A 22475-nucleotide genomic window follows, 5' to 3' on the forward strand; every position below is an offset into this window, starting at 1 on the left:
TAAAAAAATGAATCAGATATACATATCGTATGCATGGAAAGATAACCAGAGTGAATTAGGCAGACAACGCGAAGAATTGGTTGATAAAATTTGTGCTGCACTTGTTTCTGAACGTTACAACTTAATTCGCGATCGCAACTATTTAACACTAGGTAAGAGTATACAGCAATTCATGCAGGAAATTGGGCGTGGAAACTATGTAATTCTTGTAGTCAGCGAGAAATATTTGCGATCGGAATACTGTATGTTTGAAGCTGTTGAAATTATGAAACACAAGGATTATGAACAAAAAGTTTTTCCAGTTGTTCTACAAGATGCCGATATCTATACCAAAGAAGGCAAGATAGAGTACATAACATACTGGAAGCAACAGAGAGAAAAAATAGAAAAAATCATTAATTCAGAACTATTATCTCATGAATATTCAGCAATGCATAATGTTGCAGCGAAAATTATAGAGATTTCAGAAAAAATTGATGAGTTTATGTTTTTTATCTCGGATAAATTAAGCATAAATCCAACTAATAACTTTAATGAATTTATCAATCAGCTTAATGATGCTATTAGAAATGATGCTGTTCAACTTAGAAGTAAAAAAAGCATTTTAGTTGCAGGAACAGGAAACTTTAATATTCCTAATGAAGTTAATTGGTGTACTCAAAAGCTTGGTGAAAAAATAGCAGAATATAACTACAACCTGATCACAGGTGGATGGGAGGGAGTAGATTATGTTGTAGCTGATAAGTTTGCTGAAAAAATAGCAGAAAAAAATATCCGCTTAACCGATAAATTAACCCACTTTGTTCCACAAGGAAAACAACCTGTATTTAAGGGTGGAAAAGTCGAATATACAGAGTCAGGTGTTAATGAATGGCTCACTTGTTTGCGACATTCAGATTTGGTTATTATTGTGGGGGGTGTTGGCGGAACTTATGAGACTTATCTGTATGCTAAACAAGAAAAAATTCCGGTGATTCCTATTGTATGCACTAATGGCGATGCTAAAAAAGTGTTTGACGAAATGCTGGCAAATTGGGATAGCAAATTAATGGGAAATATCTCACCGGAAAAATTCAAGTCGCTGAATCAATATATCAACGACCCATCAACAGCAGCAGATGTAGTAAATGATGTGATGGATATTGTTAACGAAATTATTTTTGCAAAAACTATGCTAAATCTCTAAAGGGTCAGGAGTCAGAATTCAGAATAAATTTTTTTTTAACGGTGAACTCCTTTAAATGAGTAATGAGTAGATGAGAAATAGGTATTTACTCATTACTTATTACTTATTACTTATTACTCATTACTTATTACTCACTACTCATTACTCCAGAATCACCGACCCTTCTTTCTCAGTGAGTATGTCAACGAATCGCATAGCCGCTTTGCGTCTATTCTACTTTCCGAAGGAGTACCCACAAAGGGTAGCTTTTTCTCCCAACTCCTAACTAAACTGTTGGGCATAAAACCGCGCATAGCGATTTTCTAAAGCTAATAATTCTTCATGGGTTCCCGATTCGACAATTTGCCCTTGTTCTAGAACTAAAATACGATCGCACCTCCTAACTGTCGATAAACGGTGAGCAATAATAAACACCGTCCGTTTTTCCATCAATCTTTCCAGCGCTTCCTGTACCAGTGCTTCTGATTCGGAATCTAATGCTGATGTCGCTTCATCAAGAATCAATATTTGGGGATTGAGGAGAACAGCACGAGCGATCGCAATTCTTTGTCTTTGTCCACCAGATAAGTTTACCCCACGTTCGCCTACCCAAGTCTTATAACCCTCTGGCAGTTGGCTAATAAATTGATGGGCATTAGCAATTTTCGCCGCCTCTTTCACTGCTTTTATGTCAAAAATATCTTGTCCAAAGGCGATATTTTGAGCAATTGTCCCCGAAAACATGATGGTTTCTTGAGGAACAATCCCAATTTGTCGCCGCAGACTATGCAGCTTCACATCCCGAATATCAACATCGTCAATGAATATTTGACCAACTTCTGGGTCGTAAAAACGGGGTAAAAGATTCACAAATGTGGTTTTACCAGCACCAGAAGCACCCACAAGAGCGATCGCTTCACCTGGTGATACCAATAAGCTGATATCTTTTAATACGGGTTCACCGGGCTTATAGGCGAAGGAAATATGACGATATTCTACTTTGCCATTGACTGGGGGGAGAGCGATCGCATTTATCTTTTCAATTACCGTCGGTCGAATTGCCATCAATTCAAAAACGCGGTCAACAGATGCTTCACCCTGCTTAAATTCGTTGTAGTTATTAGTAGTGTGACCAATGGGATCGATTAACAGCGCCGCCGCCGCCAGATAGCTGAAAAAATTTGCCACTGTCAAGTTGTTTTGGGAAATTTGCCACGCTCCCACAATCAGTAATGATAAGGCACTTAAGGCTTCCAGAAATCCGATGATTGGAATCTGAATCGCTTTGAGGCGTTCGGCTGAGTATTTTGCTTTCAGACTGCGTTCTGCTTCATGGCCAAAGCGGGCGATTTCGTAATTTTCGGCAGCAAAAGCTTGTACCAAACGAATACCGTTGAAAACTTCCGCCAGGATGGCTGATAAACCCGACACGCGATTTTGACTTTTTAAGGAATACTTGCCCAAGCGTTCACCAAACCAGCCGATTAAAATACCCATCAGCGGGGCAATTATGACTGTTGCGAGTGTCAGTTGCCAATTTAGGTAAACCATGTAAATTGGAATTGCTACCAACTGCAAAACGCAGGGGATAAAGTCGTGAAATACTTTATTTACAACTTCGCCAACACGGTCAACATCTTCTGTGAGGCGGTAAGATAAATCACCTGCTTTTGCCGTTTCAAAATAGCTGAGATTTAGCTTTTGAAGATGTGCGTAGACTTGCTGGCGGAGATGAAAAGCCACTCGCAAAGAAGCTTTCGCCATGTACATATCTTGTATAGACTGAAATAAGCCTCTGACAAGAAAGATTAAGGCACAGCTGCCGGTTATTTGAGCGATCGCTACTACATTACCTTGGGCAAAGGGAGTTGCCAATCTACCCGCAAGATTTATCAACACTAATGTCGCCAGTACGTATCCCAAGATACCAACAAGTCCCTTGGCGATGGTTTGCCACTGGAGTTGGATATAAGGCAACAGTTGCAAGTAATTAGAACGGGTTTTCAAGCTCGAAAGTCCACAACAGTATTTTCCTTTGTTTGACGCTAGCAGTTTTTAGTGAGTTTCTGAACAGTTAACTAATTAACGTGAGTTCAATGAACCTCTCCATCCCCAAAACGGAAAGGGAGGAGCAAGAAAAATTCCGCTTTTTGCTCCCCTCTCCGCGTCGGAGAGGGGCTGGGGGAGAGGACAAATAAGACTTGTCGAACTCACGTTCACTAATTAGTTACAAACTGTTTTAGCGTTGATCCTAGAGTTAATTAGTTCATAGGTACTAGATAGATCCGTTTAATTGTGGTGTGACAGTTCTGGTGTGGAATCCCGGATTTAATCTTGTTTTGAATATCGCACCGCCCTCATCACCAACGCCGTCACAGGTAAAATAGATGTGCGCCAAGTCCCCATCCGCTAACCCCAGAACCCACCATGACACAAATCACCCTTTCCGATCTCCCCGAAACCATCCAAACCCTACTCAACCAAGCCCAAAAAACAGGCGAACCGCTCACTATTACCCAAAACGGTATCCCCTTCGCCATCATTTCCCCCATCAAGAAAAAATCCCTCCTGGAAACCCTTTCCACCCTTGAACCACTTGACGAAGACTTTGCCGACGTGGACGAGGGATTATTACCCTTAGATGATATTGAGTTTTCAAAACATACATTGTAAAAAATAGAATTGATAAATTAATCAAACTTAACAATCTTAAAGAGGCTTAATTATGAAAACCGAACACGAACGCGAACAACTAATCAAAGCTATCAACGTACTGCTAAACCAAGCTTACGACAGTACCCTAGATGAAATTCATGCACTACTTGAAAAAATCGAAGATGAAGAGGACGAAAACGATTTAAAAGCCTATCATGCTGCTAAAAGTGATCTAGAAAATAATAGTCTTATCGCATGGGACGATATTAAAAAGGAAATCGCTAATGAAAGAAAAAATGACGTAGCGTGACTTACGAAATTAAATTTACCAAAGGTGCTAGAAAAATGTTTAAAAAATTATCTCAAGAATTACAAGATCGCATACAACCCAAAATAGATGAGTTGGCTATAGAACCACGTCCCAATGGAGTTAAAAAGTTACAGGGTGGAGAAAACACATATCGAATTAGAGTAGGCGATTATCGAGTTATATACGATATTTTCGATGATGTTTTATTGGTAAATGTTATAGATGTCGGACATCGTAGCAAGGTTTATAAAAATGAAAGTTGACAAAAAAATATTAGAGCTATCGCCTACAGTGTCTTCGCTATAAGTACTTAAACAAAATTAATTACACACAATTTAGTCATAAAACCATTATCCAGACTAAAAATTAGCCCCCTCCTTACTTCTAAGGAAAGAGCCAGACTAATCTTGAAATTTAATTACGAATTACGAATTACGAATTACTTAATATCCGCCTTCTTCTTCGTATTCTGGTTGTCTTTCCTTAATTTTTTTGGGAATATTCACAGGCTTCGGCTCATCTTCCCAAGCATCGCCCTCTACGTCGTCATAATCATCATATTCGTCAACATAAGGCTTGCTGTAAGGCTGGGCTTCATACTTTAGCGGCTGCGGTTGTTGATATCTGTCGTTACCCGTTGCTTCACTCCAGTTATCTTCTTCTTCGTCTTCTTCGTATTGAATAGATTCATACTGCCGTGCCTTCATTACCTGACGCTGTGGCCTTTCTTCTTCCACATAGTCTTCTGTCCATTCCTCTTCCCGCGCTACTGGTTCGGGAGCGCGAACTTTTTGCCTGGGTGGCTGCAATGGCACTCCACTAGGCAGTTGATTAGCTGGTGCAACTTGGCGCGGTGGAGTATAGCCGTATTCTTCTTGTTCATCGCGCTCCCAGGGGGCTTTACCGATACCCAGACGCTCTAGTAAACCAACTGTCAACTGGTCTACCCGTTCTTCGGCTCCTTCAAACACAATCAACCGATTGGGGCCAGTGCTGACAATTTCATCTACTGAGAACTCATAAGTACTCACAAATTGATCGGGAATTTGGGGCAATCCTAAAGAAGCAATAACTATGGAGTTAAGCTTCCCGGTTTCGCCGTCGAATTTGAAGCCCCGAACTTTTCCTAGTACTTCACCTGTTTCTGTAATTACTTCCCAGTTAATCAGATTACTGAGAGATTCAACTTCGATATCTTCAATTACATCTTCGTTATCAACTAGGATGACATCACCAATCTGGCTGATGTTGTTGAGGTACATGTAGCGCGGTATGCCCGAAATAGAGATCAGGCTGTCTCGCAAACCAAGAGCCACAACCTCTCGTTGATCTATATCAACCCAGACTTGACTGATGATGCCTAGCCGCTTGCCGTTGTCGCGGGTAATCACCTGGGTATTTAATATGTCGGAACGCCTAATTATCTGTTCGGAGGTCATTCTATACCGAGTCCTGATCTCGAATCCGGTTTATCTATACACTATTATTAACAAAAACTCAAGCAGGTGTATTGGATGATTGTAACTTAATCCCCAAAACTTGAGTGTAAGCTCCTCGTGCTTGAGTAACGCCAATTGTGCGTTCGGCTGATTCTATCATCGGACGACGCAAACTCACAACTATAAATTGCGCTTGTTGTGACTGTTGTTTAATCATTCTAGCTAATCGCTCTACGTTTGCCCCATCTAGGAACATATCTACTTCGTCAAAGGCGTAAAAGGGCGATGGACGATAGCGTTGCAGGGCAAAGATAAAGCTCAAGGCTGTAAGTGATTTTTCTCCCCCAGACATGGAAGCTAGGCGCTGTACAGGTTTGCCTTTGGGGTGCGCGACTAAATTTAGTCCACTGCTAAAGGGATCTTCGGGATTTTCGAGTTGCAAGAAGCCGTCGCCGTCGGAAAGAATGGCAAAAATTGATTGAAAGTTTTCGTTGACAGCATCGAAAGCTTCTTTAAAGGCAAGTTGCCGCAATGTGGTAAAGTTTTCAATTCGTAAAAGTAGTTCGGTACGTTCCCCTTCTAGTGTTTCTAATTTTTGCGTGAGTTCTTGGAGACGGTTTTGAGTGCGTTCGTATTCTTCCAACGCCAGCATATTAACAGGTTCCATTGCCTGTAAGCGTTTAGTAAGCGATCGCAATTCTTTCTGCAATTCCTCCAAGTCTACTTTATCTGGAACTTCCGGCAGTGGATTTGGCAATTCTGCTCCCACATCCCGTAACTGGCTTTGCAATGCAATTAGTTCCTCCCGCCGCTTCTCCTGGGTTTCTTTGAGTTTTTCGATTTCCCATTGCAATTGTTGTTGGCGCAAAAGATGCGATCGCACTTCCAGTTCTGTAGTGTCGCGTTTTTGTTTCTCTTCTCCCAAATTCTGCTCCATAACGCTGAGGTTGGCGCGGGTTTGGGTGATTTGGTCGTCTATCGTTGTGATTTGGCTCAAGACGCGATGAATCGCGTCTCTACAAGAGGTTTGTTGGGTTTCGTATTCGGTGATTCGCGTTTCACCTTCTTGGATTTTTTCTTGCAAACGTTGTTGCTGATTTTCTAAATTTTTTAATCTTTGTTCAGCTTCCCTTAACGCCGTTTCGCGTTGTTGCAATTGTTGCTCTTGAATTTTAATGGTTGCCTGGATTTGTTGCCATTCACTGGGGGTTTGGGATGCTTCCAACTCTGCTAATGCGTGTCGAAATTGTTGCAACTCATTTTCTTGTCCCGGTAATTCCCGCTCTAAAATTTCCAATCGGGATTGAGCAGTGGTTAACTTTTGGCTGTTTTGGGCGAGTTGCGATCGCGTCCCCTGTAATTGCGCTGTCAAATTCTTAATATCTTTTTGCAACTGTTCTAATTGCAACTGCTGTTCGCGCCGCGCCTGACGCGCTTCGGTTAATTCCTGGGTGAGTTTTTTGGTTCTAGCTGACAAAGTAGCGATCGCTTCAGTACAACGCTCTAAAACCCGTTCAATGTCCACCAAGCGAGTTTTTAAAGCGATCGCTTCATCAGATTCCGCCGCTTCACCCGTACCAAACCGCAAGGCTGAACGATTGCTGTTGCTACCACCAGTCATTGCACCACTGGTTTCTAACAATTCGCCATCTAAGGTGACGATGCGATACAATCCTAAATTTTTCCGCGCCGCCTCAAGGCTGGAAAAAACTACCGTATTACCGAAAACATAGCTGAAGACATCTTTATAACGGCGATCGCAATCGACTAAGTTCACAGCATAGTTAACGAAACCACTAGCAAAACGCAGCGTTGCATCTTGAGTAAATTTGGGGGCGTGAATTTTATTCAACGGTAAAAAAGTTGCCCTCCCTGCACGTTTCTGTTTGAGGAGTTCAATACCCGCTGCGGCGACACTATCATCTTCCACCACGATATGTCCCAAGCGTCCACCGGCAGCCATTTCCAAAGCTAGTTGATGGCGGGGTTCCACCTTTCCCAACTGCACAACTAAGCCACAAAGTCCAGGCATTCCCGATTGTAAAATGACTTTACTCGCTTGGGTTCCTTGAACTTCTTGCTGTGCCTGTGTTTGCGCCTCGATTTTATCCAACTGGCGTTGTTTTTCCCGTTGTTCAAAAAGTAACCGCTTTTGGGTTTCCTGTTGAATTTGCAGTTCTTGTTCTGTGGCTGAAAGATTTTGGGCTAAATTTTGGATGGGTTCGCTAGAGGCATTAAATTCCGTTTCAACTTGATTACACTCAGTTTGTTTTTCCGCTAACAGGGGTTCGTCGCGTTCAATTAATTGAGTTTGCTCTTGGATAAGTTGCTGTAACTGATTATTGCGTTCTCTGAGTTGTGCTTGTTCGGTGCGTTGCGGTTCTAGGGTGTGCAGTAAGGCTTCAATTTGACGGTTGAATGCTGTTTGTTGCTGCACCCAGGCTTCGGAAGCTGAGGCGATTTCGGCGGCGGCTTCGCGGGAGGTTTCTAAGGCTTGGTGGGCTTCATTTCTTTGGTGTTGGGAAGACGCGATGAATCGCGTCTCTACAATTTGGGTTTCGGCAATTTCTTGTAGGGAATGGCGGTGTTTTTGAATTTCTTGTTGAGTTTGAGTTAGACGTTTGGCAGTTTCTTGGGAAGCTGTTTGTAATTCTGTAAGCTGACGCTGGAGTTGTTTTCGTTCTGCTTCTTGGGTGGCGAGGGTGGATTGTACCGCTAAAAGTTCTTCTTCTCCCAATGCTTTGACATGGGCATTGAGTTCTTCTAGTTCAGCAGTTTTTTGGACGATTTCGGAATTGAGGTTTGTGAGTTGGGTAGTGAGTTCAGTAGAATTGCGATCGCCTGTTTGAATTTCGTGAACTAATTTTTCTTGTTGTGCTTGTAGCGATCGCCATGATAAAACAGCTTCCCAAGATTGTTTCGCTAGAAATTCTGTGCGGAGTTTTTGATATCTCTCAGCTTTCGCCCGATCTTGGGAAAGGCGATCGCGCTGTGCGGTTAATTCCGTTTCTATAATCCGACAGCTATCTTCCTTTTCCTTCACCTCATCTAAAGTTGATTTGGCTTGAATGATTTTGCGATCGAACGCTGCCACCCCAGCCAATTCATCAATAATTTCCCGTCGTTCCCGCGCATTCATCGAGATAATGCTGGTGACATCCCCTTGTAGCACGACGTTATAGCCTTCAGGATAAACCCGTAGGTTACTTAGTTCTTCATGCAACTGCGTCAGTGTGCAAGCTTCACCATTGATATAGTAATTCGAGGTGTAAGTCCCTTGGTGAGTGACTCGCAGCCTTCTAGTAACACTCCACTCGCCCAATTTTGGATTTTGGATTTTGGATTTTGGATTTTCTTCCTCTACTTCCCCTACTTCCTCTGTTTCCCCTGCATCCTCTGCTTCTTCACTCTGCGCCTTTGCGGCTTTGGGTAAGATATCCTCCCCCGACAAATCAAATGTCACTGTCACGCTAGCTTCAATAGAAGCGCGTCCTTTAGAGGTTTGGGTGTTATTTACCAAATCCGGGAGGCGATCGGCTCGCATTCCCTTAGAACTGGAGAGTCCCAGGCAAAATAGCAGCGCATCTAAGATATTAGATTTACCCGAACCATTTGGCCCAGATATGACAGTACACCCCGGTAGCAAAGGGACAGAAGTAGTGCCACCGAAGGATTTGAAGTTCGTAAGTTCCACGCGCTTGATGTGCACCATAGGCGCTGGTTCCCTGGGCTAATGAAGAACAAGTGTATCAACTAATTAAGAATTCGCAAGAGGGTAAGGGGAAGAATTGGAAATTATAGTAGACGCATTGCGGTAAGCCTGTGAGCTTCACCCAAAAGGCTTACCGCAGGCGATCGCTAAGTGTATGGCAAAAATTTTGATCCCGCAAACTGACCATCAAATTTTCCCAGAGCAGATAATATCATGTCCGACTAATTACTTGTAATTCAAAAATTTTAAATAGGATCAAGGCATTCTCACACAGGAATGTGAGTTGCTAAGTAACAGGGGGGAGGAAGTGAAAAAAGCAACTCACCCCAATGGTAGAGGGTATTAAAAGCACCAAATTAATTTATAATATAGTAATCTTTACAATTGAAAAAACGTAGAAAGAAAGTCATCTTTACTACCCTAATCTGTTGTCTGTGATTTGTTTCTGAACCCCCAAAATTTTCTAGAACTTAGTAATGAAGAGATTAATTAAAGGTCTGCGCGAATTTAAATCTAGCTATTTTTCGACACATCAACAATTATTTGAGCAACTTTCACACGGTCAAAAGCCCAGAGTATTATTTATTACCTGTTCTGATTCGCGTCTCGATCCAAATCTAATTACACAAGCCCAAGTTGGTGAATTATTTGTTATTCGCAATGCAGGTAACATCATTCCACCCTATGGGGCAAGTAATGGTGGTGAAGGTGCAACAATTGAATATGCTGTTCAAGCTTTAGATATTCGCCAAATTATTATTTGTGGTCACTCTCATTGCGGTGCAATGAAAGGATTAATGAAGTTACATAATCTCAGCGATGAAATGCCGCTCGTACATGATTGGCTTAAATATGCAGAGGCAACTCGAAGGCTAGTTATAGACCATTACAGTCACTACGATGAAGAAGAACTGCTAGAGATTATGATTGCCGAAAATGTTCTTACTCAAATTGAGAATTTGCGGACATATCCAGTGATTCACTCTAAGCTTTATCAGGGAGAACTCAGCATTTATGCTTGGATTTATCACATTGAAACAGGAGAAGTTTTCGCATACGATCCCCAGAAGCACGCTTATGTTTTGCCTCAAAGTCAGCTTCCAGATTCGGAAATAGATGAGTCCTTCAGGAGTCAGCTTCCAAATACCAATGTAGCAGTCAATTCCCCTCAAACCCAGCACGATGATGGTCAATCTTATGAGAAAGTGTCTGTTTCTCCATTTGAATGGTTTCCAATGAAACGCCTTTCTCCAGAGCAGATGGAGCGAATTTATCGAGGTTCAAATAATGGAAGTTGAAAGATGAGAAGATAGAATTATAAATAAGCCATAGCTAAGGGACTTCCAGTTAAAAAAATATCCCATTTTACCGCGTGGTCTATTTACCTGAAAATAGCTATAGCAAAAACAGAGACTTACATCTGTGTAAGTCTCTGGTTGGCTTTCATGCCGATGTTAACTGAAAGCTTCAGTTATTCTTTTATGGCTTTTTTACAGCGTCAACTTTTGCTTCTACCTTCACTGTCTTCACGCCTTGAACTTCTTTAGCTAAGGTTTCAGCTTTCTTAAGTTCTTCAGTAGAAGCTGCTGTGCCTTTGAGGATAATTTCACCCTCTTTGTTTTCAACTTGTAACTTATTACCTGGTAAGCTTTTGTTCAACTTTGCGCTAACTTCAGTTTTTAAGTCACTCTTAGCTTTTGTGGCTGCTGTTTTTTCAGAATCGGTTTTAACTTTAGTATCTGTACTAGCTACTAAAGGAGTTGCTTCTTTTCCTGGAATTTTGGCAGTTTTATCCGTAGTTTGATTTATCTGAGAAGCTGGTGTTGCTGGTGCTTGAGCAGCTTGATTAGTTGTGCTAGGAGTTTCTGAACCAGTTTTAGGAGCCTCTTCACAGCCAAAAGTACCAACTACCAAAATGCCACTAATTAGCAATGGAATTAGCTTTTTCATTATTTATCTCCGAATTGAGTAGTTGAAGCGATTAATTGATGTGTGATGTCATGGTGAGGAGCAGATGTTAAAAACAATTAAATGTGAATTAGCAAAAGTACCTAAGCAATAGCTCAGGTTACTGAAAATTGAACCTTGGACGATTTCTTGAAGCTAAGATTTTGCGACTAGTTTTGAGAAATGCCAATTCAATTTTCCTAACGGCTGCTAACCAGGATGGCTCTATATACAGCCTGTAGCTCTCTATGAATTTAATGTAGATGCCCAGTAGCTATTTAAATGGTAGATTATGCCACCCCACAGTGGTGACTCGATATTATCAGATTTTAGTCAATTTGGCGATGTCTATGACGAATTCAAAACTTCAGCGTTTATGGAATGCTGTGGCAGCAAAAGTCCCAACAAAATGTTACTTTAGAAAACTATGGCTTACTTACAATGTCCTAAATATCAGGAAATATTAGCCAATGCCCTACCTTACTTCCGCCAGCGAAATTAGTGCCATTGTCGCTGAATATACCAAGGCTAAAACGCTGTGGATAGATACAGAAGTGGCTGACTATAAAAGTCGTAATCCAAGATTATCACTGATTCAAGTATTAGATAATCCTCAAGATATGAGTGGCGATCGCGTCTACCTTTTAGATGTCTTAGATCAGACTAATATCATAGCAGAATTTATTGATAAAATTATGATAAATTCTGCCATTGAAAAAGTTTTTCATAACGCCAGTTATGATCTAAAGCTTCTCGGTAATAAGAAAGCCAAAAATATTACCTGCACTTTGGAAATGGCAAAAAAAATTCCCTATTATCTTTTACCATTACCCAACTATCAACTAAAGACCATAGCTACTGCACTTTGTAGCTTTAACAATATCGACAAACAAGAACAAAAAAGTGATTGGGGAAAACGTCCCCTGACTGAAGAACAGATAGAGTATGCTTATTTAGATTGTATTTATCTGGCTCAAATCCACTTGAATTTGTTAAGATTACAAGCCCAAGCCAGCCCGGATTCTGCAACGGAAGACTTAATATCACTAAGTACCAGATACTCGGAACTTGAGCAGCAATGGAAATTGTTGAATTCTGAATTTGAGCATTTGCAAGAACGTATGAAAAAAGCTATGCAAGCTCAAAATATATCTGAAACTTCTTATTATAAGCTGACTAGTTATGAACGGACTACAGTCAAAGCTACATTTACAGAATTGGCAAGACTAGCACAAACTCAATGTATTAATTTAGATTTTCCCATTACAATAACTCAGAAACTCCAAAAAGATTTAGGGCAAAATCTGGAACAATTGTCTGTAGATATTGAGAAAAGCACCTCTTGGCGGCTGACTTCCAAAATTCAAGAGAGTGAAACAGAAGATGAGTAAATTGTTCATCTAGCTACAAATGTCAGAATTTATGGAGTTCTTGTAAAGTAGAAATCTTAATATTTCAAATATATTTTTTCAACAGTGTTCTAAAAAACATGAGCAACAGTAGTTGATTGCTGATAAATCTATTGTCAAAAAGCGCAAATATGACAATAGCAAAGAGCCAAATTGACAATTTTTATACTTTATGAATCAGATTTTTTCCTTAATATAACTATTAAATATCAGGCAAATATGTCAATTGACTTTTAATGTCTATCAAAAGTTAAAATAACTATTGAGTTAAAGAATTAAAATCTAGACTTTGGTACTAATTTTGTTCAGGCGTTATGGCAGTTTATATTAACTTATGAAACGGCGTTTATTTAGGCAAAGGCAGACAAGGGTAAATACTTTATTTACCATAGCTATTTTTACTACCTTGACTGCAATTAGCAGTGTTTCTTGCAGTAAGAATGACAATGTATTAGTGACAGAAATAGGAGTCAGTCAACCTAGCCGTCGTTCAGCTACAACATCTAAGGGTGGGCAGTTCTATCTTCAGGGAAAGAATCAGCATTTAAACGGCGACTTGCAAGCTGCGATCGCTTCTTATGGTAAGGCGATTGATCAGAATTCTCAGTATGGCGCAGCTTACAACGGTCGGGGATTAGCCTATTTTGATTTGGGAGATAAAGAAAAAGCGATCGCAGATTACAATCAAGCACTCCGCATCAACCCTAACGACGCCGAAGCCCACAATAACTTGGGAAATGCCCGCGCCTCACTGGGAAATAACAGAGAAGCAGTTAAAGATTACAGTGAAGCGATTCGCCTGAATCCCAACTATGCCGAAGCTTACAATAACCGGGGGAATGCCCGCGCCACCAATGGAGACAAAAAAGGGGCATTAGATGATCTTGACCAAGCGATTCTCCTTAATCCCAAATATGCGATCGCCTACAATAACCGAGGAAATGCCCGTGTTGCCAATGGAGATCCCCAGGGTGCGATCGCAGATTACAATGAAGCCATTCGCCTCAATCCTAACTTTGCCCCTGCCTACAATAACCGAGGAAATGCCCGCGCCACCAATGGAGACAGACAGGGAGCGCTTAAGGACTTGGAACAAGCAGCAAACATTTTTCAAAATCAAGGAAATAATGACTTATATCAACAAGTGATGAATAACATCAAAGAACTTGGACAGTAGGGAGTGGGGAGCAGGGGAGCAGAGGGGCAGGGGAGCAGAGGGGCAGGGGAGCAGAGGAGGAGAAGAGAAGTAGCAGTAATAAGTCTTTCCCCTCTGCCTCTTATGCCCAATGCCCAATGCCCAATGCCCCATGCCCAATGCCCCATGCCCAAAATCCTATTCTTCAATCAATGGGCTGCGGAGGTCTTCTACCATCGCTTGAATTTCGACTGGAGGAGGTGGCGTTAGGCGCGAAACCACTAGGGTGACAGCGAAATTAATTAGCATCCCCAAAGTTCCAATTCCTTCGGGAGAAACCCCAAAAAACCAGGGTTGCATACCGCCAAACTTGACGCCGACAATGTAAATAATCGTAAAAATTAAACCCGTCACCATGCCGGCGATCGCACCTTCGGAATTAGTGCGCTTATCGAAAATCCCCAGGAAAATCACCGGGAAGAAACTAGCAGCGGCTAAACCAAAGGCAAAAGCCACCACCTCACTCACAAATCCCGGCGGATTCACCCCAAAATATCCGGCGAGGACAAGGGAAAAACCTACCATGATCCGCCCGACAAACACCCGTTTTTCTTCTGAGGCTGATGAATCGATGATCCGGTAGTAAATATCGTGGGCGATGGAACTGGAAATTACCAGCAATAAACCTGATGCTGTAGATAAAGCAGCAGCCAAACCACCAGCCGCTACCAAGCCAATCACCCACGGAGGGAGGTTAGCTACTTCTGGGGTAGAAAGCACAATGATATCTCGGTCAATCTTGATTTCATTGGTGTCTTTGTTTGGAGTTAACTGGAAACGCCCATCCTTATTGATGTCATCAAAAGCCAACAGTTTAGTTTTTTCCCACTTGGTAGCCCAGTCTAGCTGCTGCACTTCTGCAACTGTCTGATTGTGCAGGGAATCGATCAGGTTGTAGCGAGCAAACATGGAGAGGGCTGGAGCGGTTGTATAAAGAATGGCAATAAATAATAGTGCCCAACCAGCAGAAAAGCGGGCTGCACGTACACTCTTAACTGTGTAAAATCGGACAATAATATGGGGCAAGCCAGCAGTGCCCACCATCAGGGCAATAGTGGTGAACAGCACATCTAGCATCGATTTGTTCACAAACGGCTCAGTATATGGCTTAAACCCTAGGTCAACCTGAATTTTATTGAGTTTGTCAGCAATATCACTGAAGGTAAATGCTAGCTGAGGAACAGGATTACCAGTGAGAAACCAGGCGATCGCGATCGCTGGAATCAGGTAAGCAAAAATCAACACACAGTACTGTGCTACTTGTGTCCAAGTAATGCCTTTCATCCCGCCCAACACAGAGAAAAAGCCGACGATCACCATACCGATGATCACACCTGTATTGATATCTACTTGTAAGAAGCGGCTAAAAACAATGCCCACACCGCGCATTTGTCCAGCAACATAGGTGAGGGAGACGAAAATGGCTGCAACTACTGCCACCAAACGGGCGATATTAGAGTAGTAGCGATCGCCTACAAAATCTGGCACTGTATACTTACCAAATTTCCGCAGGTAGGGAGCCAGCAATAATGCCAGCAGTACATAGCCACCCGTCCACCCCATCAAATAAATAGAACCGTCATAACCCAAAAAAGAAATCAGCCCCGCCATTGAAATAAAGGAGGCTGCGGACATCCAGTCGGCGGCCGTAGCCGCACCATTAGCAATTGAAGGTATCCCTTGACCGGCTATAAAGAAGTCTTTACTATTTTCGACTCGTGATTGCCAACCAATATAAATGTAGGCAGCAAAGGAAAGTCCAACTAATACAATAGTCCAAATTTCAACTGACACGGTTTTTCCTCACTTCTTAAGATTGTATTTTTGGTCTTGCTTACCGAGATTGAATTTGCGGTCTAGCTTGTCCATTTGGAAGGCATAAATGAAAATCAAGGCTACAAATACCAAGATTGATCCTTGTTGTGCCATCCAAAAGCCAAAGGGTACGCCAAAAAACCGTATTGCATTCAAAGGTTGAACCAACAAAATACTGAAAACTAGGGAAACCAATGCCCAGACAATTAAAAGATTACGAATTAAAGTAGTATTAGCACGCCAATAAGAACGGCGCTGATCTTCATCCATTGTTGTTCATCATCATTGCGTTTGTGCATCAAAATAATACCAATAAGCCGTTATTATCCTGTCTAATTACTGTATTAATTTTTAAATTATTTAGTAAACAATATTTATTTTTGGTGTATTAAGTATTGCTAAGTAATAGCTGACTGAGAATTACCATCTGGTCAGTTATTAAAAAATGTTGGTTAATCAAGCTGAAATATGCAATGACTCATTAGTAATATAAGAGCTTTATATACAGAATCTTTAATTTTAACTACGTGTTAACCAGTAGGATAACGAGGCTATTAAATACTAAAAATGATTGCTTGATTGCAATACAAGCAATTTGTACTCAGAAAGTCCAACGGAATTGAATCATAAAATATACGAATAATTACTATGGACTTTTACTTAGTTACTTTAATAACATTAAAGTAACTAGTTTGTTATTACAGATATGGGGCATTACCAAAATATAGTAAATTATGATACAAATACTGACTTACTCAGCGTCTACAACGGGCTAGTACCGCAAGGCGGAATTAAAAATTAAAAATTAAAAATGAAGACAGCGTAAGGGTTTTGTTGATTGGGAATGGGTGGTTTATTTCCGCCGTGCTGTACTAGGGCGTGTTTTCAAACTACTCGTTTAGCCTATAAGTTTTTAGATCCCCCTAAATCCCCCTTCAAAAGGGGGACTTTAAGAAACTCTTAGTCCCCCAATTTATCGGGGGGTTGGGGGGATCTAAAACTTTGAAAACACGCCCCAGCCTACGCTGATTTCAAACAACTGATTCGCTTCATTCTCAACAACCAACGTCTCCATAGATTTTTGAACTAGTCTTGGAAGTCGCACAAAAATAGCTTACTTAATTTACACCTAATTTATTTGCGATCGCACTTAATTCTCAAAACTTGTAGTTTTGAAATTGAGTAACTTTTTCATGCGTGTCTTCGGAAAGTGCAGATTTCAGCTTCAACCATACCACGAGCCAGAATATATGTTTATCCAAACACTAATCACAGAGCCGATTCATTTTTTCAGAATCGTTGTTATTGTCATATTCTCCATCACTTTGCATGAGCTTGCTCACGGCTGGGCTGCGATGAGTCAGGGAGATAATACTCCACAACAAACCGGTCATCTGACGCTGAATCCTGTAGTCCACATGGGCAAAGAATCGCTCATCTTTCTCTGTCTTATGGGTATAGCTTGGGGACAAATGCCCGTCAACCCATCTAAGTTTCGTTCTGGAAAGTTAGGCAATATTTTGGTATCAGCAGCAGGGCCATTGTCAAATCTGGCTTTAGGAGTTCTATTTGTTGTGCTGCTCAAACTTTTCTTTAAACCTAGTCTTTCAGGACTCGTGAGTGTCGAATTTCTTTACCTAGCGGCTCGGATTAATTTGACGTTATTTCTGTTTAATCTGCTGCCAATTCCGCCACTCGATGGCTTTCATATTTTCAGTGAAATTTTTCCTCAGCTAAAACCATTGCAATATAGCCAATTTGGATTATTTGCCATGATGCTTCTATTTATAATTCCGGGTTTTGGGATAGGACTTGGTAGCATTGCTGATTTATTTATCCGGTCAGGATTGGGGATGTAAACAACAATTTTTATACGAATAAAAAGGAAAATTTGAATGAAAATAAATAAAAAAATTGTAGTCGCTGCTACTAGCCTTACCTTGAGTATTGCTGCTGTGCTTATTCCATCTGAAGAATCAATGGCGAATATATTAGCTGTAGATCAATATAATAATCGTTCTGTAAGTAACCATTTAGTCAAATATCCCCACGAAATAAGTCAACCATTAATGGTTGTACAGCCAGGGCTATTTAATTCTGTTTTAGGGAATTTAACAATTGAAAAATATAGTTTTCTACCCTGTCCTAATCAAGAGCGATCGCCATTTACATCTTCTATTGAATTATTGATGAGATTATTGATTATTGGAAGCTTTGGCTCTGTGGGAATAGCAGGTTATTCTTCCTTTATAGAACGTTATGTTCAAATCATTAATAAAGATTTAAAAATAATTTACTACAGTATTTTCTTGCTACTGTCTTTACAGATTATAGGTAGTATTATTGTTTTAATGTCTTCACCTACCAGTTCCATTGCTTCTACAATTAATCCAAGCTCTAACTGTATTTTAGGGAAACCATAATAGTAATTATAATTGCTATAGCAGTCCTAAATTATTAGTGAAAGATAAGAATCCCGACTCAATACTTTTCGGTTAAGACAAGAGACGCGATGAATCGCCGTCTTTACAATAATCAGTATTTTGTAGAGACGGCGATTTATCGCGTCTTTGTGATGATTTATCGGATCTTTGCGAACTATAATTTTCATCAAAAACCGTAACCTAACCGTATTGAATCCCGACTTATCAAATAAGTCGGGATTCTACTATTTGCAGTCTTCCAAATAAAATTAGATTAGATTAGTATATCCAAATCTAATTGTCTACACCTACAGAAATAAATTTGCTGTAATATTCAGTCTTGGTGTATATGCTGATAATACTATCACCAACTGAAAAAAAAGTACCTTCTTGCTCATCTTTAGAAAATTTCAAATTTGGATATTTAGCAGTAGCTTCGTCAGCTGTCATAGCTTTTGCTTCCATTTGTTTTGGCAACAGTCCAGTAGAACCAATGTAAAATACCAATGGAGATATCTTATCTTCGTAGATATTTTCCGCATATTCTTCTAGCTTATGACTCGCCGTCGTTAAAGCTGCAACCATTTCCTCTTTGCTAATTTGCTTACCAGTTTGTTTATCTTGCAACAACTGCGCCAAGCTATCAGCACCAACTTTCTTAAGAATACCTCCAACAATGCCATTTTTCTCAAGCCCAAGAAAATCATCGAAAATTGGTTTCATAAACTCATCAACTTTTGTAATCTTGGTGCGTGATGACAGTAACCTGTCTCTAACAGCGAGATTCTCATTAAATGCCATTTCAAAACTAGGTTTAATGAAAATTTCTCCAGTTTCTTGGTCATAAAGACGATACATTCTATTGAGAAACTTATTAGCAGAAGGTAACTTACTCAGGTTCAAAATATCTTGACTGCCAATATCGATTTTATAGCTTAATCTTGAGTCAATAGTACCATTAGCTAAAGCTTCGGTGATATCAGTGTATTCGTTAGTTGTAGGAAAGTTGATGTAAATATTCTTGGACAAATAGTGATTTTTAAATTCATCTAACTGCGTCTCGATAAATACATCTGACTCCTTTCTCAAGTGAGCGCCAATAATACTAGTCAGAACTTTAATTTCTGCTAGTTCATTGAATACTCCATCAACACTGCTGTAACTACTATTAGCAGCGACAAGTGGCAAGTTACCTAACTGAATGGTATATTCAGCCCGAAAGTCGAATTTCTCCGCATCTAGAATGCCTTTCTCTTTGAGTAAGTCAAAGACCTTTTTGCTGCTGATTTTGACTCGTAATGACTTTACGTTGATTTTGCCGTCACTTACAATCGTATAATTATTAAAGCTATTGAGGTCATTTACTAGCAACCCTGCTACTTCAAGAGTGGGAGTTTTGTCTTCAGATTTTGCAAGTTTGACTTTACGTTTGACAAGCATATTGATAGTAGCAGTATTGCGGTTAAACTGAAACTCGCCCATACCGACATACTCAGCATTATCCATATATTCTGTTCGCAACCAAGGTTGGAGCAGTTCCCCATTTTCGTTTCTAACACCTCTAACACGCTTGATACCTGTTCTTTGATAATGTTCTTGCAGGTGTTTGATATTGACAATAATATTGTTGCGATATTGTCCAATAATTTGGATTAGTTCTACTAGAGAAATTTGATTCTTTGTCATATTACCAACCTACAGATAAAGGTTAAGAATCTTGTAAAACCACGGTTACTGAAGTCTATTACTCTGACAAAATAAGCTGTTACAACTGTGTAAAATTGAAGAGTAAACACACAATAATTTGATTACGAAACTTTGTACAAAGTTCCGTAAATTTGCGGTTAGCTGAGGGTTAAAGTTTAAACGTAGAGAAGCGCAAAGTTTGTTTGAGTCTATTCACTACGGACTGAGGGAAATTTGTACTTACCGTTGGATACTCAGCAGACGTTCATATTTTTATAGTACAATTGTATCATAAAAATGCTAAGTTGTGTAGACTCCACTTAGCGCAAAATCTGGTTAATCATCCGGTTGGCTTGCGAATCGTAACCACCGCCAAATAAATTGAAGTGATTCAAGATGTGATACAGGTTATAGAGCGTTTTTCTGCGTTCATAGCCTGAATCTAAAGGAAATACCCCGTTGTAACCCTGATAAAATGCTGCTGGGAACCCACCAAACAATTCTGTCATAGCGATATCAACTTCTCTATCCGCAAAATAAGTTGCTGGATCAAATATCACAGGTTCTCCCGACACAGTACACCCAGCATTTCCGCCCCATAAATCGCCGTGTACTAAAGAAGGTTGCACCTCATGATTTGCCAATAGTTCAGGAATGGCTGCTAGTAACTTGTCTTGCTGGGGAAAATTACCTCCCCGTCGCCTTGCCAATTGAAATTGATAACCCAAACGATGTTTAATATAAAATTCCGTCCAGTCTGCTGTCCAAGTATTAATTTGGGGTGTGGAACCAATGGTATTGTTAATTTTCCAACCAAAACCTTGACTGCTGCTAGCTTTATGCATCGCCGCTAACTTGCGCCCCATCTCTTCCCATGAGTTGCTGTTACCGCTACCAAGTTCCAACCATTCCAGGACGATGTAGCTAGAATTATCAGCAGTACTCCAGCAAATTGGTTTGGGGACGCGAATACTAGCTGTTGCTAGCATTTCCTTTAAACCCATCGCCTCAGCTTCAAACATCACAACTTGGGATGCAAGGTTAAGCTTGACGAAGTAGGTTATCTCACCATTAGAAACAGCATAACCTTGGTTGATGCACCCACCACCAACCGATCGCCGTTGCTGACTCTGAAATTTTTCGCCAGTTACCTGACTAATATGGGTGTCGATTTGAGTCCACATCATGCAATTTTGGATTTTAGATTTTGGATTTTGGATTAATAACTGGGCATTGGTACTGATTATTAATTATTTTCCTCTTCCCCATTCCCCATGCCCAATGCCCTATTCCCAATTTTTAATTTACGGCTTGACAAAAACCACGCCATAAGCATCTGGAGATAGATAGTCCTTAGCTGCTTGCATCAAGTCTGTTGCATCTTGGCTCTGAATTATCGCTGGGTAGTTAAAGGCAGGTTCCAAATCTCCCACCAAAGATTGATAATAACCATACAACCCGGAGCGATCGCTTGGTGTTTCGTTACCAAATATAAATCTGTTGGCTACTCGCCGCCGTATACGGGCAATTTCTGATTCTGTTACCAACTCTGTTTGTAGTTTACCAATGTGTTGAGCGATCGCATCTTCTACAACTGCTAAATTTTCTACTGCACATTTAGCTGAAATATAAAATATCCCTTGCAGTTGATTGCTGATATTGCTTACAGAAATGGAAGTAACCAATCCCCGTTCTTCTCGTAAGTCTCTCACCAGTCTTGATGTCCGTCCGTGTCCCAAAATTCCGGCTAAAATATCTAATCCATAGGTGCGATCTAACTGGGTCATTCCAGGAACCCGCCAAACCATCACTAACCTTGCTTGTTGCAGACTTTCATCGATAAATTCTCGACGGACAATTTCTGTAAATGGTGATTCAGAGTTGAGTGGGGAAGGTGGGGCCCCCTCTGGGGATAAGGGGTAATGGGGAGTGGGGAAGGTGGGGCCCCCTCTGGGGATAAGGGGTAATGGGGAGTGGGGAATTTTAGCGGCTTTTGTAAATCCTTCAGCAACAGTTGCAATTAATTCTTCCACGGGTAAATTGCCCACAGCCACAGCAGTAATTGACTGGGGTTGATACCAATTAGTATGAAAATCTCGCATCTGCTGGGGTTTAAGTTCGGCAATCACCGATTCTGGCCCCAATACCGCACGGCGATAGGGTAACTTATCAAAGGCTGTCTCCATCGCCCGCCGATATATCCGCCGCTGGGGATTATCCTCTGAACGCCTAATTTCTTCCAAAACTACCAATCGCTCACGTTCAAAGGCATCATCAGGAATACTCGCGTTAGATACTACATCTATTTGTAGTGGTGCAAGCTCGGCAAAATCTTTGGGTGCAGTGGTTATATAGTAATGAGTATAGTCTTGGCTAGTAGCAGCATTAGTAACAGCACCCCGTTCTTCAATTCGACGTTCAAATTCGCCGCTAGCCAGTCGTTCTGTTCCTTTAAAAATCATGTGTTCTAAAAAGTGAGCCATGCCATTAATGGCATCAGGTTCTACAGCAGAGCCAACTTTAATCCACAAATTGAGGTTTACGGCTTCAACTGGCATTTGCTCGGCAATGATTGTCAAACCATTGGGCAACTTGTGCAGTGTCGGAGCATTAAGACGGGGAAATTTCCGTAGGGTTGAGGTCATTGCTACTTGTGTGTGAGGAGCGATGTTACTTCTTTATCTTATCTGCGACTTACTGCTCAGTGAAGTTTTGTAGT

Annotated in this window: 19 protein-coding genes; 9 read left to right on the forward strand and 10 right to left on the reverse strand. The window is 40.8% G+C overall.

Annotated elements, in window-relative coordinates:
- Nucleotides 1-7: 7 nt before the first annotated feature.
- Complete coding sequence (locus RRG12_RS05185) at nucleotides 8-1186, forward strand: TIR domain-containing protein (RefSeq protein ID WP_420758600.1); 1179 nt, start codon at nucleotides 8-10, stop codon at nucleotides 1184-1186.
- Nucleotides 1187-1447: 261 nt separating this feature from the next.
- On the opposite strand, the gene RRG12_RS05190 is transcribed toward RRG12_RS05185, so the two are convergent.
- A complete protein-coding gene (locus RRG12_RS05190) occupies nucleotides 1448-3172 on the reverse strand; it encodes an ABC transporter ATP-binding protein (protein ID WP_420758601.1) in 1725 nt (574 codons plus the stop codon).
- Nucleotides 3173-3440: 268 nt separating this feature from the next.
- Complete coding sequence (locus RRG12_RS05195) at nucleotides 3441-3599, reverse strand: hypothetical protein (RefSeq protein ID WP_176727023.1); 159 nt, start codon at nucleotides 3597-3599, stop codon at nucleotides 3441-3443.
- Between RRG12_RS05195 and RRG12_RS05200 the strand changes: the two genes are divergently transcribed.
- From RRG12_RS05200 to RRG12_RS05210, 3 genes are read left to right on the forward strand one after another with little or no spacing between them, the layout of a single operon-like run.
- Complete coding sequence (locus tag RRG12_RS05200) at nucleotides 3593-3838, forward strand: type II toxin-antitoxin system Phd/YefM family antitoxin (RefSeq protein WP_069070923.1); 246 nt, start codon at nucleotides 3593-3595, stop codon at nucleotides 3836-3838. The genes RRG12_RS05195 and RRG12_RS05200 overlap by 7 nt on opposite strands.
- A 52-nt stretch (nucleotides 3839-3890) precedes the next feature.
- Entirely contained in the window at nucleotides 3891-4130 is a 240-nt protein-coding gene (locus RRG12_RS05205; RefSeq protein ID WP_420758602.1) for a hypothetical protein, read from the forward strand.
- Nucleotides 4127-4393 carry a type II toxin-antitoxin system RelE family toxin gene (locus RRG12_RS05210; RefSeq protein ID WP_069070921.1) on the forward strand — a complete coding sequence of 89 codons (267 nt, stop codon included), beginning with the start codon at nucleotides 4127-4129 and terminating at the stop codon, nucleotides 4391-4393. Before RRG12_RS05205 ends, RRG12_RS05210 begins: the two co-directional genes overlap by 4 nt.
- A 180-nt stretch (nucleotides 4394-4573) precedes the next feature.
- Here RRG12_RS05210 and RRG12_RS05215 read toward each other — a convergent pair whose 3' ends face one another.
- A complete protein-coding gene (locus RRG12_RS05215) occupies nucleotides 4574-5569 on the reverse strand; it encodes a PRC-barrel domain-containing protein (protein ID WP_420758603.1) in 996 nt (331 codons plus the stop codon).
- Between the two features lie 58 nt (nucleotides 5570-5627).
- Entirely contained in the window at nucleotides 5628-9281 is a 3654-nt protein-coding gene (gene smc / locus RRG12_RS05220) for a chromosome segregation protein SMC (protein ID WP_420758604.1), read from the reverse strand.
- 476 nt (nucleotides 9282-9757) lie between these two features.
- Between smc and RRG12_RS05225 the strand changes: the two genes are divergently transcribed.
- Nucleotides 9758-10579, forward strand: a complete 822-nt coding sequence (locus RRG12_RS05225) for a carbonic anhydrase (RefSeq protein ID WP_420758605.1) — start codon at nucleotides 9758-9760, stop codon at nucleotides 10577-10579.
- A 181-nt stretch (nucleotides 10580-10760) separates the two neighbouring features.
- On the opposite strand, the gene RRG12_RS05230 is transcribed toward RRG12_RS05225, so the two are convergent.
- Complete coding sequence (locus tag RRG12_RS05230; RefSeq protein WP_420758606.1) at nucleotides 10761-11231, reverse strand: BON domain-containing protein; 471 nt, start codon at nucleotides 11229-11231, stop codon at nucleotides 10761-10763.
- A gap of 467 nt (nucleotides 11232-11698) precedes the next feature.
- On the opposite strand from RRG12_RS05230, the gene RRG12_RS05235 reads away from it, so the two are divergent.
- Both RRG12_RS05235 and RRG12_RS05240 read left to right on the forward strand, forming a co-directional pair.
- Nucleotides 11699-12619: a ribonuclease D gene (locus tag RRG12_RS05235; protein WP_420758607.1), complete on the forward strand. Its 921-nt coding sequence runs from the start codon at nucleotides 11699-11701 to the stop codon at nucleotides 12617-12619.
- Nucleotides 12620-12971: 352 nt separating this feature from the next.
- Nucleotides 12972-13814, forward strand: coding sequence for a tetratricopeptide repeat protein (locus RRG12_RS05240; RefSeq protein ID WP_420758608.1), 843 nt, complete (start codon nucleotides 12972-12974; stop codon nucleotides 13812-13814).
- 156 nt (nucleotides 13815-13970) lie between these two features.
- Here the strand turns inward: RRG12_RS05240 and RRG12_RS05245 are convergent, their stop codons facing one another.
- Together RRG12_RS05245 and RRG12_RS05250 are read right to left on the reverse strand one after the other, a co-directional pair.
- Nucleotides 13971-15626 (reverse strand): sodium:solute symporter family protein, encoded by a 1656-nt coding sequence (locus tag RRG12_RS05245; RefSeq protein WP_069070914.1) that lies wholly within the window; start codon nucleotides 15624-15626, stop codon nucleotides 13971-13973.
- Between the two features lie 9 nt (nucleotides 15627-15635).
- Entirely contained in the window at nucleotides 15636-15917 is a 282-nt protein-coding gene (locus tag RRG12_RS05250; protein ID WP_069070913.1) for a DUF4212 domain-containing protein, read from the reverse strand.
- 980 nt (nucleotides 15918-16897) lie between these two features.
- Between RRG12_RS05250 and RRG12_RS05255 the strand changes: the two genes are divergently transcribed.
- Both RRG12_RS05255 and RRG12_RS05260 read left to right on the forward strand, forming a co-directional pair.
- Entirely contained in the window at nucleotides 16898-17506 is a 609-nt protein-coding gene (locus RRG12_RS05255) for a site-2 protease family protein (RefSeq protein WP_069070989.1), read from the forward strand.
- Nucleotides 17507-17542: 36 nt separating this feature from the next.
- Nucleotides 17543-18070, forward strand: coding sequence for a hypothetical protein (locus RRG12_RS05260; RefSeq protein WP_420758609.1), 528 nt, complete (start codon nucleotides 17543-17545; stop codon nucleotides 18068-18070).
- Between the two features lie 294 nt (nucleotides 18071-18364).
- Here RRG12_RS05260 and RRG12_RS05265 read toward each other — a convergent pair whose 3' ends face one another.
- The 3 genes from RRG12_RS05265 to RRG12_RS05275 all read right to left on the reverse strand — a co-directional run bounded on the left by RRG12_RS05265 (nucleotide 18365) and on the right by RRG12_RS05275 (nucleotide 22401).
- Nucleotides 18365-19756, reverse strand: a complete 1392-nt coding sequence (locus tag RRG12_RS05265) for a hypothetical protein (RefSeq protein WP_420758610.1) — start codon at nucleotides 19754-19756, stop codon at nucleotides 18365-18367.
- A 320-nt stretch (nucleotides 19757-20076) separates the two neighbouring features.
- Complete coding sequence (locus RRG12_RS05270) at nucleotides 20077-20940, reverse strand: fructosamine kinase family protein (protein ID WP_420758670.1); 864 nt, start codon at nucleotides 20938-20940, stop codon at nucleotides 20077-20079.
- Between the two features lie 120 nt (nucleotides 20941-21060).
- Nucleotides 21061-22401, reverse strand: a complete 1341-nt coding sequence (locus tag RRG12_RS05275; RefSeq protein WP_420758611.1) for a M16 family metallopeptidase — start codon at nucleotides 22399-22401, stop codon at nucleotides 21061-21063.
- Between the last annotated feature and the right edge of the window lie 74 nt (nucleotides 22402-22475).

It is taken from the genome of Nostoc sp. CALU 546 (assembly GCF_048836525.1).